Origin of the sequence: Roseivivax jejudonensis (assembly GCF_900172265.1) — a bacterium.
GTDB lineage: Bacteria > Pseudomonadota > Alphaproteobacteria > Rhodobacterales > Rhodobacteraceae > Roseivivax > Roseivivax jejudonensis.
This window is the reverse complement of the sequence record NZ_FWFK01000007.1, coordinates 114554-130257: the sequence shown is the minus strand read 5'-3', so window position 1 is coordinate 130257 and position 15704 is coordinate 114554. Positions and strand designations below refer to the sequence as shown.

Here is a 15704-nt window from a genome sequence, read left to right as displayed (position 1 = left end):
GGTCCGGCGCGCAGACGCGGACCCGACACGCACGATCACGGGGGCCTCGGGCACATGGCACGCTTCATATTCATCACCGGCGGTGTGGTCTCGTCGCTCGGCAAGGGGCTGGCCTCGGCCGCGCTCGGGGCGCTGCTGCAGGCGCGCGGGTTCTCCGTCCGGCTGCGCAAGCTCGACCCCTATCTCAACGTCGATCCGGGCACGATGTCGCCCTTCGAGCACGGCGAGGTTTTCGTGACCGATGACGGGGCGGAGACCGACCTGGACCTCGGCCATTACGAACGGTTCACCGGCGTGCCCGCGCGCAAGACCGACTCGATCTCGTCCGGGCGGATCTACACCAACGTGCTCGAGAAGGAGCGCCGGGGCGACTATCTCGGCAAGACGATCCAGGTCATTCCCCACGTCACGAACGAGATCAAGGATTTCATCTCGATCGGCGAGGACGAGGTCGATTTCATGCTCTGCGAGATCGGCGGCACCGTCGGCGACATCGAGGGCCTGCCGTTCTTCGAGGCGATCCGCCAGTTCAGCCAGGAAAAGCCGCGCGGCCAGTGCATCTTCATGCACCTCACGCTGCTGCCCTACATCAAGGCCTCGGGCGAGCTGAAGACGAAGCCGACGCAACACTCGGTGAAGGAACTCCGCTCCATCGGGCTCGCGCCGGACATCCTCGTCTGCCGGTCCGAGGGGCCGATCCCGCAGAAGGAACGCGAGAAGCTCGCGCTGTTCTGCAACGTGCGCCCCGAGAGCGTCATCGCGGCGCAGGACCTGTCGTCGATCTACGACGCGCCGCTCACCTACCATCGCGAGGGGCTCGACCAGGCCGTGCTCGACGCGTTCCAGATCTCGCCCGCGCCGCGGCCGGATCTGTCGCGATGGGAGGACGTGTCGGACCGCATCCACAACCCGGAGGGCGAGGTCAACGTCGCGATCGTCGGCAAGTACACGCAGCTCGAGGACGCCTACAAGTCCATCGCCGAGGCGCTGACGCATGGCGGGCTCTACAACCGCGTGAAGGTCAACGTGGAATGGGTCGATGCCGAGATCTTCGAGCGCGAGGACCCGGCGCCCCACCTGTCCGGCTTCCACGCGATCCTCGTGCCCGGCGGTTTCGGCGAGCGCGGCACCGAGGGCAAGATCAAGGCGGCGCAATTCGCGCGCGAGCACAAGGTGCCGTATCTCGGCATCTGCCTCGGGATGCAGATGGCGGTGATCGAGGCGGCCCGCAACGTCGCCGGCGTGGCGCGTGCGGGATCCGAGGAGTTCGACCACGAGAGCGGCCAGAAGCGCTTCGAGCCGGTGGTCTATCACCTCAAGGAATGGGTGCAGGGCAACGAGAAGGTCAACCGGCGCCCCGACGACGACAAGGGCGGCACGATGCGCCTCGGCGCCTACGACGCGGTGCTGAGCGAGGGGTCCCGCGTGGCCGAGGTCTACGGTGCGCTCGCCATCGACGAGCGCCACCGCCACCGCTACGAGGTCGACATCCAGTATCGCAAGGCGCTCGAGGCCGGGGGCCTGTGCTTTTCGGGCATGTCGCCCGACGGGCGCCTGCCCGAGATCGTCGAGTGGTCGGACCATCCGTGGTTCATCGGCGTCCAGTTCCATCCCGAACTGAAGTCGAAGCCCTTTGACCCGCATCCGCTGTTCCGGGATTTTGTGCGTGCGGCGAAGGAAGTGTCACGGTTGGTGTAGACCAATGGGACCCATTAATGCGACAAGAAGATGAACAGAAACACTTGAGGGCTAAAAATTCAATAGCGCTCGAACATTTCGCAACAAGCCTATTTGGAGATACGTATTGGCATTCTGCCGACTATACTGAGATTTCATTCTGGAGGAAAATGTATCTCCGCACGCTTAGAGTTTTGGAACATTCAATTCCACGATGCATAGGTTCAATTGATCAGAAACATCGTGATGACATTCTTTTTCAAGTTTCCAGCATGCGGCAAAAGCTGGAGGTTGCAAAACGCAAGGACGACATTCATTGCGCGCTGATATCGGGTCTTTTTCGGCTTACTTTTCTACTACTTGGCCGACACCCATACACGGCACGAGGCAATTTCCGTCAGCTGAATACATTCCGAACAATGAGTAATTGTCAAACTATAGACCAATTTGGCTTGCTTTTGCGTGGTTATGTGGAGGGTCAAGCCAGAACTATTGGCTACGAAGACTCATTTGCTTTGAGGATGCGCTTCCTCCATTGGTGCAAGGAAAGAAAGCTGAATGCGGACGATGGGCACTTTGTTCAATGGGTGGAAGAAGCTCACCCGAAACTCTTGAACAAATTTCGATAATTCGAAGCTCTAATCGAGCCGCGCCAGCGCCGACCCGCGGGGAGGCGTTGCACCGCTCCGCGCGGGTGCGCTTCATCCCGGCCACATCCGAAAGACCTCAGAGGCTCCACCAGGCCCAACCAAAGCGCCGCCCCGGGGGGCGGGTCGGCGCTGGCGCGGCGGGCTTCGCCCCTGATTCCGCGCTTGGGCACCGCGCCCGGCGGTGACGTAGGCGGAGAGTGTGCGGCGGCGTGACGCTTGCCGGGCGCCCTGCCCCGCCGCATTCTCTGCCTCATGCCCAGCCGCGCCTCCTTTGCGATCCTTGCCGCGCTGCTTCTGAGCCTGCCGTTCATTCTCTATTCCGGCGGGTTCGGGCTGCGGGGGCTGACGGCGGACCTGTCGGGCGAGACCCGGTTCTTCACGACGCCGCTGCCGAACGTGCTGATCTTCGGGCACATGGTGGCGGGCGCGCTGGTGACGCTGCTGGCGCCGGTGCAGCTCCTGCCGGTCACGCGGCGGCGGGACCCGCGCGTTCACCGCGTCCTCGGCTACGTCACGCTCTCCGCCGCCGCGCTCACCGGGGTGTTCGGCCTGCTCTACATCGCGCTCAAGGGCACGATCGGCGGGCCGCTGATGTCGGCGGGCTTCGCGCTTTACGGCGCGCTTCTGCTGCTCGCGGCGGCGAACACTGCGTACCACGCGCTCGACAAGGACCGCGCGCGGCACCGCGCCTGGGCGCTGCGCCTGACGGTCCTGGCGCTGGGGTCGTTCCTCTATCGCCTGCATTACTGGGTCTGGTATGCGGCGACCGGGGGCGCGGGATCGACCGAGGCGTTCACCGGGCCCTTCGACCTGTTCAACTTCACGGGCTTCTACCTGCCCTATCTCGTTCTTCTCGAACTCTGGCTCAGACAGGAGCGCACATGACCGGCACGCTCGCCGTCTTCACCACCATCGACAGCGCCGAGGCGGCGCGCGCCCTCGCCCGCCGGGCCGTGACGGAACAGCGCGCGGCCTGCGTCCAGATCACCGAAATCGCGTCGGTCTACGAGTGGGAGGGGGTGCAGGAGGACCGCGAGTGGCGCCTGCTCTTCAAGACCACGCGGGCGGGATACGACGCTCTGGCCGCGCTGATCCTCGAGGCGCATCCCTACGACGAGCCGGCGCTCTGGGCGCACGAGATCGTCGCCGGGGCCGACGGCTATCTCGGCTGGATCGCGGAGACGGTCACCTGATGCTGTCCTACCAGCACGCCTACCACGCCGGGAACCTCGCCGACGTGCACAAGCACGCCCTGCTCGGCTGGATGCTCGGCTACCTGACGCGCAAGGACAAGCCGCTGAGCTATCTCGAGACGCATGCCGGGCGGGGCCGCTACGACCTTTCGGGCGCCGAAGCGACGAAGACGGGCGAGGCGGCGGCCGGGATCGGCCGCGCGGCGGCGCAGTTCGCGCCGGAGCATCCCTACAGTCGCGCACTCGCGGCGGTCCGTGCGGCGCACGGGTCCACCGCCTATCCCGGCTCGCCGCTGCTGGCGGCGCAGCTCCTGCGGCCGGAGGACACGCTGCACCTGGCGGAGCTGCATCCGGCCGAGCACGCGGCGCTGGCCGAGACGATGGCGGGCGACGGCCGCATCCACGTACACCGGCAGGACGGCATCGCGATGGCGCAGAGTCTGTGCCCGCCGACGCCGCGGCGCGGGCTCCTGCTCTGCGATCCGTCGTGGGAGGTGAAGCGCGACTACGACGACATCCCGAAGGCGCTCCTGCAATTGCACAGGAAGTGGAACGTGGGCGTGCTCGTGCTGTGGTATCCGATCCTGTCGGAACAACCGCACCGACCGATGCTTCGGACGCTCGAGTCGGCGCTGCCCGATGCACTGCGCCACGAGGTCCGCTTTCCGCCGGTCCGGCCCGGCCACCGCATGGAGGGCTCGGGCCTGTTCGTCGTGAACCCGCCCTACGGCCTCGCGGAGGCCGCCAAGGACGTCGCGCGCGCGGTGGCGACCGCATCTGGAGGCTAGACAAACGCCTGCCCCCGGGTCACCCTCTTGCGATGCCGACGGGCCGCCGGCCTGCGAGGGCGTGGGGCCCGGGGAGGTGCCGATGTCCATTCGACTGATCTTCTGGGCGTCGCGCCCCGACCAGGCCTGGCTCGATCCGGCCGACACGCCCCTGGCCCTCGGCGCGCTGGCGGTGCGGCTCGACGACACGCGGCTGTTTTCGCGCATCGACGACGCCCTTGCCCGGCGGTACGACCTGACCCGGCGAGAGGCCGCCGAAATGCGCCGCGCCTGCGAGGAAATCGCCGCCCACCTGCCCGAGCCACCGCACTACGAAAGCCTCGTCGCGCGTCACGTCCCGGCCGAAGAACGCGCGGCCTTTGCCCAGTGCCTGTGGCGCGTGGCGGACGATGCGCGGGATTGTCCGCGCGCCGTTGCGGCGCTCGCACGGTCTTTCGGGGTGCCAGAGGGAACGGTCGCGCCGGTCGGCCACGCCTGAGCGACGCGCGGCATTGGCGGCCGCGACAGTCGGGCCTATATCGCCCGGCATGATCGGAGATCTCCTGAAACGGCTCACCGAGCCCACGCCCGAACAACTGCCCGACGCGGACGCCCGCCTCGCGCTGACCGCCCTCCTCGTGCGCGTCGCGCGCTCGGACGGCGACTACGACGCCGAGGAACGCGACCGGATCGGCCGCATCGCCGAAACCCGCTACGCGCTTGCGCCCGAGGACGCCCGCGCGCTTCGCGCGGAGGCCGAGGACCTGGAGTCGCAGGCGCCGGATACCGTCCGCTTCACCCGCGCCATCAAGGACGCGGTCCCATACGAAGAGCGCATGGGCGTGATCGAGGCGCTCTGGTCCGTCGTGCTGGCCGACGGCGTGCGCGATCCCGAAGAGGATTCGCTGCTGCGCCTCGTGTCGAACCTCCTCGGCATCACCGACAGGGATAGCGCGCTGGCCCGGCAGCGGGTCGCGGACGGGCGCTGAACGCGGCCGCGACCGCCGGATCCGCCTGCGAAACGGGCTGACGCATCGTCATCCTGCCCGCAGAGAGGGCAAAACGCCCGGATTGCACGTTGCAAAGACCGGATCATTCGCCCCATTCTCTGCCGAAACCGTCAGAGAGTGCCTGCCAGCCCCCGTGTCCGATCCCGTCATTGCCATCCGCGACCTGCACAAGAGCTTCGGCTCGCTCGAGGTGCTGAAAGGCATCGACCTGACCGCACGAAGGGGCGAGGTCGTATCGCTCATCGGCTCGTCCGGGTCGGGCAAGTCGACGCTCCTTCGCTGCGCCAACCTTCTCGAGGACAGCCAGCAGGGCGAGATCCTGTTCAAGGGCGAGCCCGTGGCGTGGCGCGGCAGCGGCCACCACCGGCGCCCGGCCGATCCCAAGCAGGTGATCCGCATTCGCACGAACCTGTCGATGGTGTTCCAGCAGTTCAATCTCTGGGCCCACATGACCATCCTGCAAAACGTGATGGAGGCCCCGGTCACCGTGCTCGGGCGCGATCGGGCCGAGACCGAGGAGCGCGCCCGCGCCTATCTCGACAAGGTCGGGATCGGCGCGAAATGCGATGCCTATCCGGCCGAGCTGTCGGGCGGCCAGCAGCAGCGCGCCGCGATCGCGCGTGCGCTGTGCATGGAGCCCGAGGCGATCCTTTTCGACGAGCCGACCTCGGCCCTAGACCCCGAGCTGGAGCAGGAGGTGGTGCGCGTCATCAAGGCGCTCGGCGAGGAAGGCCGGACGATGGTGATCGTGACCCACGACATGAAGATGGCGCGCGACGTGTCGCATCATGTCGTGTTCCTGCATCATGGCCGGATCGAGGAAGAAGGCCCGCCCGAAACGCTCTTCGGCGCGCCGAAGTCCGAGCGGCTGCGCGGATTTCTCAGTTCCACACAGGCGGCGTGACCGTCGCACACAAAAAACCAACCACAGGGAGACTTCGATGAAGATCATGCTCAGCTCCGCGGCCCTGCTCGCGATGACCGCAAGCGGCGCGCTCGCCCAGGACGTCGTCAGGCTCGGCACGGAGGGCGCCTACCCTCCGTACAACTACCTCGACGACTCGGGCGAGGTTGCCGGCTTCGAGCGCGAGCTTGGTGACGAGCTCTGCGAGCGTGCCGAACTGAACTGCGAATGGGTCACCAACGACTGGGATTCGATCATCCCGAACCTCGTCTCGGGCAACTACGACGCCATCATCGCGGGCATGTCGATCACCGACGAGCGCGCCGAGGTCGTGGCCTTCACCCAGGCCTATACGCCGCCGTCGCCGTCGGCCTACGCCGCGATGTCGGAAGATGCCGATCTCGAGAGCGGCGTGATCGCGGCCCAGACCGGCACGATCCAGGCCGCGCACGTGGCCGAGGGCGGCACCGCGACGCTGCTCGAGTTCCCGAACCCCGACGAGGCCGTCGCCGCAGCTATGTCGGGCGAGGCCGACGCCGTGCTTGCCGACAAGGACTTTCTCATTCCCGTCGTCGACGAGACCGAGATGAGCTTCGTCGGCGAGGACATTCCGCTCGGCGGTGGCATCGGCATGGCGTTCCGCCAGTCGAACACCGAATTGCGCGACACGTTCGACACGGCGATCCAGTCCATGAAGGACGACGGCACGCTGAACGAGCTCATCACCGAGTATCTGGGCGAAGACAGCCCCACCTGGTGATCCCCACGCCAACCGAAAGCGGCGTGCCCGGTCCCGGGCGCGCCGCATCGTGCGAGCGGCCGACATGACCTGCAGCGATCCCGACACGCTATCGGGCCTCTCCTGGCTCCTGTGCTACCTGACGACGGGCAAGCACCTGTCGCTCTACTGGTCCGTGGGCACGGTGCTTCTGCTGCTCGCGATCACCGCGCCGGTGTCGCTCGCCTTCGGGTTCGGCGGCGCGGTTGCCGCACGGTCGCGCCTGCCGATCCTGTCGTGGCCGGGCAAGGCATACATCGCGATCGTCCGGGGCGTCCCCGACATCGCCTTCTTCCTGTTCTTCGTGATCGCGCTCGACCAGGCGTTCGAATACGTCCGGCACAAGGTGATTTGCCCCGACTGGGACCAGCCGATCCGCCAGGGCAGCGACTTCGTCGTCTGCCAGGCCGCGAAGCTGCCGCTGTCGACCGCGCCGCAATGGGTGCACGAGGTCTACGGCTTCGCCATCGCGGTCCTGACCTTCGCCATCGTCTTCGGCGCCTTCGCCGCGAACGTGCTCTTCGGCGCAATGCGGGCCGTGCCACGCGCGCAGGTTGAAACCGCAGAAGCCTACGGGATGACGCCGGGCCAGACGTTCCGCCGGGTGGTCGTTCCGCAGATGTGGATCTACGCGCTTCCGGGGCTGTCGAACCTGTGGATGATCCTGGTCAAGGCGACGCCGCTGCTGTTCCTGCTCGGGATCGAGGACATCGTCTTCTGGGCGCGAGAGCTCGGCGGGCCCAAGACGCCGCGCTTCACCGACTACCCGCACGGTGACTGGCGCATGTGGTACTTCCTCGCGCTGCTGGTGTTCTACCTCGGCCTGACGCGCGTGTCAGAGCTTGCGCTCGGGCGGCTCACGCGGCGGCTGAGCCGCGGTCAGGCGACGATGGGCGGTGAAGCGCAGCGCAAGGGGACCGCACCCGCATGAGCTGCTGGGACACGATCGGCGACTATGCGCTGCGCTCGCTCGGGATCGGCGAACGGCTCTTGCCGCGCAGCGACTTCACGCTGTGCCAGCAGTTCACGCTGATCGGCTCGGGCCTGATCTGGAACGTCTATTTTGCCGTGCTGGCCCTGGCGGCGGGCTTCTTTCTCGCCACGGCGGTCGCGGTGGGAAAGGCCTCGGCCAACCCGCTGGTCCGCAAGCCGTCCGAGTGGTTCATCTTCGTGTTCCGGGGCTCGCCGCTCTTCATCCAGTTCTTCTTTGCCTACTTCGCGTTCCTCAGCCTGAAGAACGCGGCGCCGGCGCTCGATGCGCTGACCTCGGCGTGGCTGGGCGCGTTGATCGTGCTGTTTCTCAACACCGCGGCGTATTCGGGCGAAATCTTCTACGGCGCCCTCATGTCGGTGCCGAAAGGGGACATGGAGGCCGCCGACGCCTACGGATTCTCGGGATGGAAGAAGTTCCGCAAGATCACGTGGCCGACGATGCTGCGGCTCGCATGGCCCGCCTACACGAACGAGGCGATCTTCCTGTTCCACTCCACGACGCTCGTCTTCTTCTCGGGCTTCCCGGCGTGGCAGCAGCGGGGCGACGCGCTCTATTACGCCAACTACTTCGCGGACAAGACGTTCAACCCGTTCGTGCCCTACCCGATCCTCGCGGCGTATTTCATCCTTCTGACGCTGGTCATCATCTCGCTCTTCGGGCTGGCCAACCGGCGACTGAACCGGCACCTTCCGCAGACCCAGCGCGCACGGCTGACCTTCCGGCCGCGGCTCATCCGCTGACCCCTCAGACCCTCGGGACACACAATGGCACGCGCCGACCAGCTCAAGACTTTCCTGCGCAAGAATCCCCAGATCCGAACGATCCGGGCCGCCGCGGCGGACCTCAATGCGCAGCCACGCGGCAAGCGCGTGCCGACGCGGTTCGCGGACAAGGTGATCGAGGACGGCACGCGCTTTCCGATGTCGGTGCTGAACCTCGACATCTGGGGCGAGGACATCGACGACAGCCCACTGCTGTTCGAGAGCGGCGACCGCGACGGCATCCTGTTCCCGACCGAGAGGGGCTTCCTGCCGATGCCGTGGCTCGAAGCACCCACCGCGCTCCTGCCGATCTGGATGTTCCACGAGGACGGACATCCGTTCGAGGGCGACCCACGGCATGCGCTGCGCGCGGTCCTCGACCGCTACAGGGCGAAGAGCCTGACCCCTGTCGTGGCATGCGAGCTCGAGTTCTTCCTGATCGACGATTCCGGCCGCAACCTCGAAGTGCCGGTGAGTCCGAGATCGGGCAAACGGCGCAAGGCGGCCGAGACCATGTCGATCCGGACGCTCGACCAGTTCGACATCTTCTTCACCGATCTCTACGACGCCTGCGAGGAGATGGACATTCCCGCCGACACGGCGATTTCCGAAGCCGGGCTCGGCCAGTTCGAGATCAACCTGATGCACGGCGACGACGCGCTGCGCGCCGCCGACGACGCCTGGTTCTTCAAGATGCTGGTGAAGGGCATGGCGCGGCGGCACGGATTTGCCGCGTCGTTCATGGCCAAGCCCTACGAGGATTACCCCGGATCCGGGCTGCATACGCACTTCTCGATCCTCGACCGGGAGGGGCGCAACATCTTCGACGATGGCGGGTCGAAAGGCACCGATGCGCTGCGCAGCGCGGTCGCCGGCTGCCTCGACGCGATGTACGACTCGACGCTCATCTTCGCGCCGCACCTGAACTCCTATGATCGACTGGTGCCGGACGCGCATGCGCCCACAGGGATCTCGTGGGCCTACGAGAACCGCACCAGCGCCATCCGCGTGCCGTCGGGCAACCCGAAGGCGCGGCGGATCGAGCATCGCGTGGCCGGCGGCGATGTGAACCCCTACCTCCTTCTGGCAACGATCCTCGGGGCGGCGCTCGACGGGATCGAACGCGGCGCCGAGGCGCCGCCGCCCATTACCGGGAACGCCTACGCGCAGGGGCTCCGGCAGATCCCGTCGGACTGGATGTCCGCCATCGACGCCTTCGAGGCGAGCGAGATCATCCCCCGGATCCTGCCCGCCGATCTCTGCCGGAACCTGCTTCTGACGAAGCGGCAGGAGGTGTTCTACATGAACGAGCTGTCGCCGCAGGAACAGGTGACGATCTACCTCGACACGGTGTGAAGACCGCACGGCTCTCGAGGTGGCGCGCCCAAAACCATGACGCGCGCGCAACGATCCGGCGCGGTGACATGTCATGGCAGCGTCCGAAGCGACCGCGCGCCGGACGCAGTGAGGTGCGTGCAGCGATCGGCTTGCCGGCCCCGCGCCGCACCTCTACCTTGCGCGCGAAAGCCAACGGCGGTGATCCATGAAAATCGGCATCCTGCAAACCGGGCTCCTGCCCGACAGCCTCTCCGCGCGGTGGGGCCAATACGCGGACATCTTCGCGCGACATCTCGAGGCCCGTGGCTTCGAGACGGCGGCGTGGTCGGTGGTCGAGGGGGCCTTCCCCGATGGACCGCAGGCGGCCGACGGATGGCTCATCACCGGCTCCAAGCACGGGGCCTACGAGGATCACGACTGGATCCCGCCGCTCGAGGCGCTAATCCGCGACATTCGCGACAGCGGCCGCCCGTTGGTGGGCGTGTGCTTCGGGCACCAGATCATCGCGCAGGCGCTGGGTGGCCGTGTCGAGAAGTACGAGGGCGGCTGGGCCGTGGGTGCCCATACCTACGATTTCCGCGACGGGCCGAAGACCATCAACGCCTGGCACCAGGACCAGGTGATCGCGGTGCCCGATGGAGCCGAGATCGTCGCCACCAACCCGTTCTGCGCCTACGCGGCGCTGCTCTACGCCGATCGCATCTACAGCGTCCAGGCGCATCCCGAATTCGACGACGACTTCACCCAGGCTCTGATCGACGAGCGCGGACCGGGCATCGTGCCCGACGCGCTGCTCGAAGGCGCGCGCGCCAAGCTCGGCACGCCGACCGACCGCGCGGCGATCTGGGACCAGTTCGAGCGGTTCTTCCGCGAAGGCAGGCTGACATGAGCGACGAGTGGATCGAGACCCTGCCCGGGGCGGCGCAGACGTATCTCGAGGGACGGCGGCTCGACGAGGTCGAGTGCATCATCGCGGACCTGCCCGGCATCGCCCGCGGAAAGGCGGTGCCGGCGTCGAAGTTCGCCCGTCAGCAGTATTTCCACCTGCCGGATTCGATCTTCTACCAGACCATCACCGGCGATTGGGGCGAAGCCGCGGACGAGGACGAGGGCTTCATCGAGCGCGACATGATCCTGTATCCGGACATGGCGACGGCGTCCGCGGCACCGTGGACCGGCGACTGGACGCTGCAGGTGATCCACGACGCCTACGACCGCAAGGGGCGCCCGGTCGAATGCGCGCCGCGCAACGTGCTGCGGCGGGTGGTCGACCTCTACCGCAAGGAAGGCTGGCAGCCGGTCGTCGCGCCGGAGATGGAGTTCTACCTCGTCGCGCGCAACATCGACCCGGCCAAGGACATCGCCCCGATGCTCGGCCGGTCAGGCCGGCCGGCCGCCGCGCGGCAGGCCTATTCGATGACCGCGGTCGACGAGTTCGGGCCGGTGATCGACGACATCTACGATTTCGCCGAGGCGCAGGGCTTCGAGATCGACGGCATCACGCAGGAAGGCGGCGCCGGCCAGCTCGAGATCAACCTGCGCCACGGCGACCCGGTGCGGCTCGCCGACGAGGTCTTCTTCTTCAAGCGGCTGATCCGCGAGGCGGCGCTCCGGCACGACTGCTTCGCCACCTTCATGGCCAAGCCGATCGCCGAGGAACCGGGCTCGGCGATGCACATCCATCATTCGGTCAACGATATCGAAACCGGGCGGTCGATCTTCTCGGGCCCGCAGGGGGGCGAGACCGACGCGTTCTTCCACTTCATCGGCGGCCTGCAGACCCACCTGCCCGCGGCCATCGCGGTGCTGGCGCCCTACGTCAATTCGTACCGTCGCTACGTCCGCGACCACGCCGCGCCGATCAACCTCGAATGGGCGCGCGACAACCGCACGACCGGCATCCGCATCCCGCTGTCGGGCCCCGAGAGCCGGCGGATCGAGAACCGGCTCGCCGGGATGGACTGCAATCCCTATCTCGGCATCGCGGCGTCGCTCGCCTGCGGCTATCTGGGACTGATGGAGGAACGCTGGCCATCCAAGCAGTTCAAGGGCGATGCCTACGAGGGCGAGGGCGACATCCCGCGCGTGCTGGGCCAGGCGCTCGACCTGTTCGAGCGCGCCAAGCCCCTGCACGACGTGCTCGGCCCGGAATTCGCACGCGTCTACGGGATCGTGAAACGGGCGGAATACGAGGAATTCCTGCAGGTTATCAGCCCGTGGGAGCGCGAGCACCTGCTGCTCAACGTGTGAGCGCGCGGCGCGGGCGGGAGCGAGGGGCCGGCCCCTCGCGCTCCCCGGAGTACTTGGACCAAGAAGAAGGGGCGCGGTTCCGTGGATCTCATCTACGCCAACGACGCCGCGGGCGCCTATCCCGAGAGCTGGTATGCGGCGACCGCGCAGGAGCTTGCGCCATTCCCGGCGCTCGAGGGTGAGACCCGCGCGGATGTCTGCGTGGTCGGCGGCGGCTATACCGGGCTGTCGGCGGCGCTGCACCTTGCCGAAGCGGGGCTCGACGTGGTGCTTCTCGAGGCGCAGCGCGTGGGCTTCGGCGCGTCGGGGCGCAATGGCGGGCAGCTCGGGTCCGGCCAGCGCGCCGACCAGGTCAAGCTCGAGGCGACGCTCGGCGCGGCGCGCGCGCGGGTGCTCTGGAACCTCGCCGAGGAGGCCAAGCGCCTCGTGAAGGACCTGATCGCGCGGCATGGGATCGATTGCCACCTCAGGCCCGGCGTCGCCTTGACGGCCGCGTCCGCGGGTGACGTGTCCGAGCTTCACGCCTACGCGCGCCACCTCGCGGAGCGCTACGACTACCACGCGATCGAGACGCACGATCGAGAGAGCTGGCACGAGATCTGCCCCTCGCCGGCCTATCGCGGCGCCATCCTCGACACCGACGCGGCGCACCTGCATCCGCTGCGGCTGTCGCTGGGGCTCGCGCGGGCGGCGCGGGACGCCGGCGCGCGGCTTCACGAGGGATCGCACGTGCGGGCGGTGACGCCGGGCGCACCGAACGTGGTGACCACCGACCACGGGCGGGTGCGCGCCGATCACGTGATCCTGGCCGCGAACGGGTATCTCGGCGGGCTCGAGCCGTCGGTCGCGCGCCGGGTCATGCCGATCAACAACTTCATCGTGGCGACGGAACCGCTCGGACACCGCGCACGCGAGGTCCTGACCCGCGACGTGGCGGTGGCCGATGCCCGCTTCGTGGTGAACTACTTCCGGCTGAGCCATGACGGGCGGCTCCTGTTCGGCGGTGGCGAAAGCTACGGCTACCGCTTTCCGAAGGACATCCGCGCGACGGTATCGAAGCCGATGCTGCAAGTGTTTCCGCAGCTGCGCGGGGTCGCGCTCGAGCATGCCTGGGGCGGCACGCTCGGGATCACGATGAGCCGCATGCCCTACCTCGCGCGCGTTGCGCCGAGCGTGCTGTCGGCGTCGGGCTATTCCGGCCATGGCGTCGGCACGGCGATCCACGCCGGCGCGCTGATGGCCCGGGCGGTGCAGGGCGAGAGCGCGGGGTTCGACGCGATGGCCGCGGTGCCCACGCCGGCCTTTCCGGGCGGGCGTCGCCTGCGCAGCCCGCTCCTGTTGCTCGCGATGAGCTGGTACGCGCTGCGCGACCGTCTGGGACTCTGACGCCACGCCGGCTGCAGCACGTGCGCGCCCCGGGTGATATCGCTTGGCGCGCGGGCCCGCGACGTCCTATGACACTGAGAGGGCTGACCAAGGACCATCCGACATGACGCAGATCCCCGATATGCACGAGGCCGACCCGATCCCCGCCGAGGCGCGCGACGAGATCGACCGTCTTCTCCGGTCGGGGGACCTGTTCCGCTATACCGCGCCCGAGGCGAGCCCCGTGGCCCGGCTCGAGCAGGAGTTCGCGGCGCATCTCGGGGTGCGCTACGCGCTGGCGGTCTCCAGCTGCTCTGCGGCGCTGTTCCTGTCGCTGAAGGCGCTCGGCCTGCCGCGGGACGCGCGCGTGCTGATGCCGGCCTTCACCTTCGCCGCGGTGCCGTCGTCGATCCTGCACGCGGAGTGCCGGCCGGTCCTCTGCGAGGTGGGCGCGAACTACCGCATCGACCTCGCGGATTTCGAGGCGAAGCTCGCCGATGTCGACGCGGTGATGATCAGCCACATGCGCGGTCACACCTCGGACATGGACCGGATCATGGAGCTGTCCGAGGCCGCGCGCGTGCCGGTGATCGAGGATGCCGCGCATTCTCTCGGGACCACCTGGCACGGCCGGCAGATCGGCACGATCGGGCGCGTCGGCTGCTTCAGTTTCCAGAGCTACAAGCTGGTGAACGCCGGCGAGGGCGGGATCCTCGTGAGCGACGACGCCGACCTGATCGCCCGGGCGGTCATCATGTCGGGCGCCTACGAACACAACTGGAAGAAGCACCCCGTCCTGCACGAGGCCTTTGCCCGATGGCAGAACCGGCTGCCGCTCTACAACACGCGGATGTCGAACCTGTCGGCAGCCGTGATCCGGCCGCAGATACCGGCGATCGCGCGGCGCGTCGCGCTCGGCCGGCGCAACCATGACCTCGTGGCGGCGCGGCTCGGCGCCTCGCCCTGGATCGACGTGCCGGAGAAGCTCGGCCCCGAGCAGCGCGCGCCGGATTCGCTGCAGTTCAACCTTCGCGGAATGTCGGATGCCGAGGTCGAGGCCTTCGCGGCGGCGGCGGAGGATGCAGGCGTCAAGGTTCAGGTGTTCGGCATGAGCGAGAACAACGCCCGCGCCTTCTGGAACTGGCACTTCCTGGGCGAGATCGAGGATCTGCCGCAAACGCGGGCGATGTTGATGCGGGCCTGCGACACGCGCCTGCCGGCGCGGCTCACCCCGGCGGAATGCGCGGCCGTGGCGGACGTGCTGATCGCCGCGGCCGAAGAGGCAATGCGTCCGGCCCGCGCCTACGGCACCTGACCTGACCGGGCCGACCTGGTGCGCGCGGCGGCGCGCCGGTCACTCGTTCTTGTCGACGCGCGCCAGCTTCTGCTGCAACTCGGCCAGCTGGCGCTTGATCTCGTCGAGATCTTCCTCGCCCTCGCCGGCCTCCGATTGAGGGGCGCTCGGCCACCCGGGCGTGCCGCCGCCGGTCATCGCCTTGAGGAACGCCTCCTGCTGGGCCTGCACGGCCTCGAAGCCGGGCATCTTGGACATCGGGTTGATCGAGTTCATGTTCTCGACCCACTTTTCCTGGCCCTGGCGGAAGGCCTCGAAGCTCGCCGCGAGAAACTGCGGCACCATCGTCGTGGCCTGCGTGGTGTAGCTGCGAACGAGATCCGTCAGCACGTTGATCGGCAGCACGCTTTCGCCGCGGCTCTCGTGCTCGGCGACGATCTGCAGCAGGTACTGGCGGGTAAGATCGTCACCGGACTTCAGGTCGACGATCTTCACGTCGCGCCCGTCGCGGATGAATCCCGCGATATCCTCCAGAGTGACGTAGTCGCTCGTCTCGGTGTTGTAGAGGCGGCGGCTGGCGTACCGCTTGATCAGAAGCGGCTTTTCGGCGTCGGACAAGGACTTCCCCCCAGAACCAAGGACGGCATCGCGATAGCGTGCCCACGACACTAGGCCGACGCGCGCGGTCGGAGCAAGCCTTCGTCGCCGGTCGTTTTTGCAGGT

General features: G+C 67.6%; 16 protein-coding genes. 15 read left to right on the top strand and 1 reads right to left on the bottom strand.

The annotated features are described in order from the left end of the window. Positions 1–54: 54 nt before the first annotated feature. The 15 genes from pyrG to ROJ8625_RS17340 all read left to right on the top strand — a co-directional run bounded on the left by pyrG (position 55) and on the right by ROJ8625_RS17340 (position 15002). Positions 55–1698, top strand: coding sequence for a CTP synthase (pyrG, locus tag ROJ8625_RS17410; protein WP_085793191.1), 1644 nt, complete (start codon positions 55–57; stop codon positions 1696–1698). Between the two features lie 881 nt (positions 1699–2579). Then, positions 2580–3212: a DUF2306 domain-containing protein gene (locus ROJ8625_RS17405; RefSeq protein WP_085793337.1), complete on the top strand. Its 633-nt coding sequence runs from the start codon at positions 2580–2582 to the stop codon at positions 3210–3212. Beyond that, positions 3209–3520: a divalent-cation tolerance protein CutA gene (gene cutA, locus ROJ8625_RS17400; RefSeq protein WP_085793190.1), complete on the top strand. Its 312-nt coding sequence runs from the start codon at positions 3209–3211 to the stop codon at positions 3518–3520. Before ROJ8625_RS17405 ends, cutA begins: the two co-directional genes overlap by 4 nt. Further along, complete coding sequence (gene rlmJ / locus ROJ8625_RS17395) at positions 3520–4308, top strand: 23S rRNA (adenine(2030)-N(6))-methyltransferase RlmJ (RefSeq protein WP_085793189.1); 789 nt, start codon at positions 3520–3522, stop codon at positions 4306–4308. Before cutA ends, rlmJ begins: the two co-directional genes overlap by 1 nt. A gap of 82 nt (positions 4309–4390) precedes the next feature. After that, positions 4391–4786: a tellurite resistance TerB family protein gene (locus ROJ8625_RS17390; RefSeq protein WP_085793188.1), complete on the top strand. Its 396-nt coding sequence runs from the start codon at positions 4391–4393 to the stop codon at positions 4784–4786. Between the two features lie 49 nt (positions 4787–4835). Continuing rightward, positions 4836–5276, top strand: coding sequence for a tellurite resistance TerB family protein (locus ROJ8625_RS17385; protein WP_085793187.1), 441 nt, complete (start codon positions 4836–4838; stop codon positions 5274–5276). A 154-nt stretch (positions 5277–5430) separates the two neighbouring features. Continuing rightward, positions 5431–6201 carry an ABC transporter ATP-binding protein gene (locus tag ROJ8625_RS17380; RefSeq protein ID WP_143535164.1) on the top strand — a complete coding sequence of 257 codons (771 nt, stop codon included), beginning with the start codon at positions 5431–5433 and terminating at the stop codon, positions 6199–6201. A gap of 37 nt (positions 6202–6238) precedes the next feature. Beyond that, on the top strand, positions 6239–6961 hold the full coding sequence (locus tag ROJ8625_RS17375; protein ID WP_085793186.1) for a transporter substrate-binding domain-containing protein: 723 nt from the start codon (positions 6239–6241) through the stop codon (positions 6959–6961). Positions 6962–7025: 64 nt separating this feature from the next. Then, a complete protein-coding gene (locus ROJ8625_RS17370) occupies positions 7026–7910 on the top strand; it encodes an ABC transporter permease (RefSeq protein ID WP_085793185.1) in 885 nt (294 codons plus the stop codon). After that, positions 7907–8713: an ABC transporter permease gene (locus tag ROJ8625_RS17365; RefSeq protein WP_085793184.1), complete on the top strand. Its 807-nt coding sequence runs from the start codon at positions 7907–7909 to the stop codon at positions 8711–8713. The genes ROJ8625_RS17370 and ROJ8625_RS17365 overlap by 4 nt, the downstream gene beginning before the upstream one ends. A gap of 24 nt (positions 8714–8737) precedes the next feature. Then, on the top strand, positions 8738–10090 hold the full coding sequence (locus ROJ8625_RS17360) for a glutamine synthetase family protein (protein WP_085793183.1): 1353 nt from the start codon (positions 8738–8740) through the stop codon (positions 10088–10090). A 187-nt stretch (positions 10091–10277) separates the two neighbouring features. Continuing rightward, positions 10278–10961 (top strand): type 1 glutamine amidotransferase, encoded by a 684-nt coding sequence (locus ROJ8625_RS17355; RefSeq protein ID WP_085793182.1) that lies wholly within the window; start codon positions 10278–10280, stop codon positions 10959–10961. Further along, on the top strand, positions 10958–12322 hold the full coding sequence (locus ROJ8625_RS17350; protein WP_085793181.1) for a glutamine synthetase family protein: 1365 nt from the start codon (positions 10958–10960) through the stop codon (positions 12320–12322). Before ROJ8625_RS17355 ends, ROJ8625_RS17350 begins: the two co-directional genes overlap by 4 nt. An 81-nt stretch (positions 12323–12403) precedes the next feature. Beyond that, positions 12404–13708 carry an NAD(P)/FAD-dependent oxidoreductase gene (locus ROJ8625_RS17345; protein ID WP_085793180.1) on the top strand — a complete coding sequence of 435 codons (1305 nt, stop codon included), beginning with the start codon at positions 12404–12406 and terminating at the stop codon, positions 13706–13708. A 103-nt stretch (positions 13709–13811) separates the two neighbouring features. Continuing rightward, complete coding sequence (locus tag ROJ8625_RS17340) at positions 13812–15002, top strand: DegT/DnrJ/EryC1/StrS family aminotransferase (RefSeq protein ID WP_085793179.1); 1191 nt, start codon at positions 13812–13814, stop codon at positions 15000–15002. 39 nt (positions 15003–15041) lie between these two features. On the opposite strand, the gene phaR is transcribed toward ROJ8625_RS17340, so the two are convergent. Further along, a complete protein-coding gene (gene phaR / locus ROJ8625_RS17335) occupies positions 15042–15599 on the bottom strand; it encodes a polyhydroxyalkanoate synthesis repressor PhaR (RefSeq protein ID WP_085793178.1) in 558 nt (185 codons plus the stop codon). Positions 15600–15704: the final 105 nt, after the last annotated feature.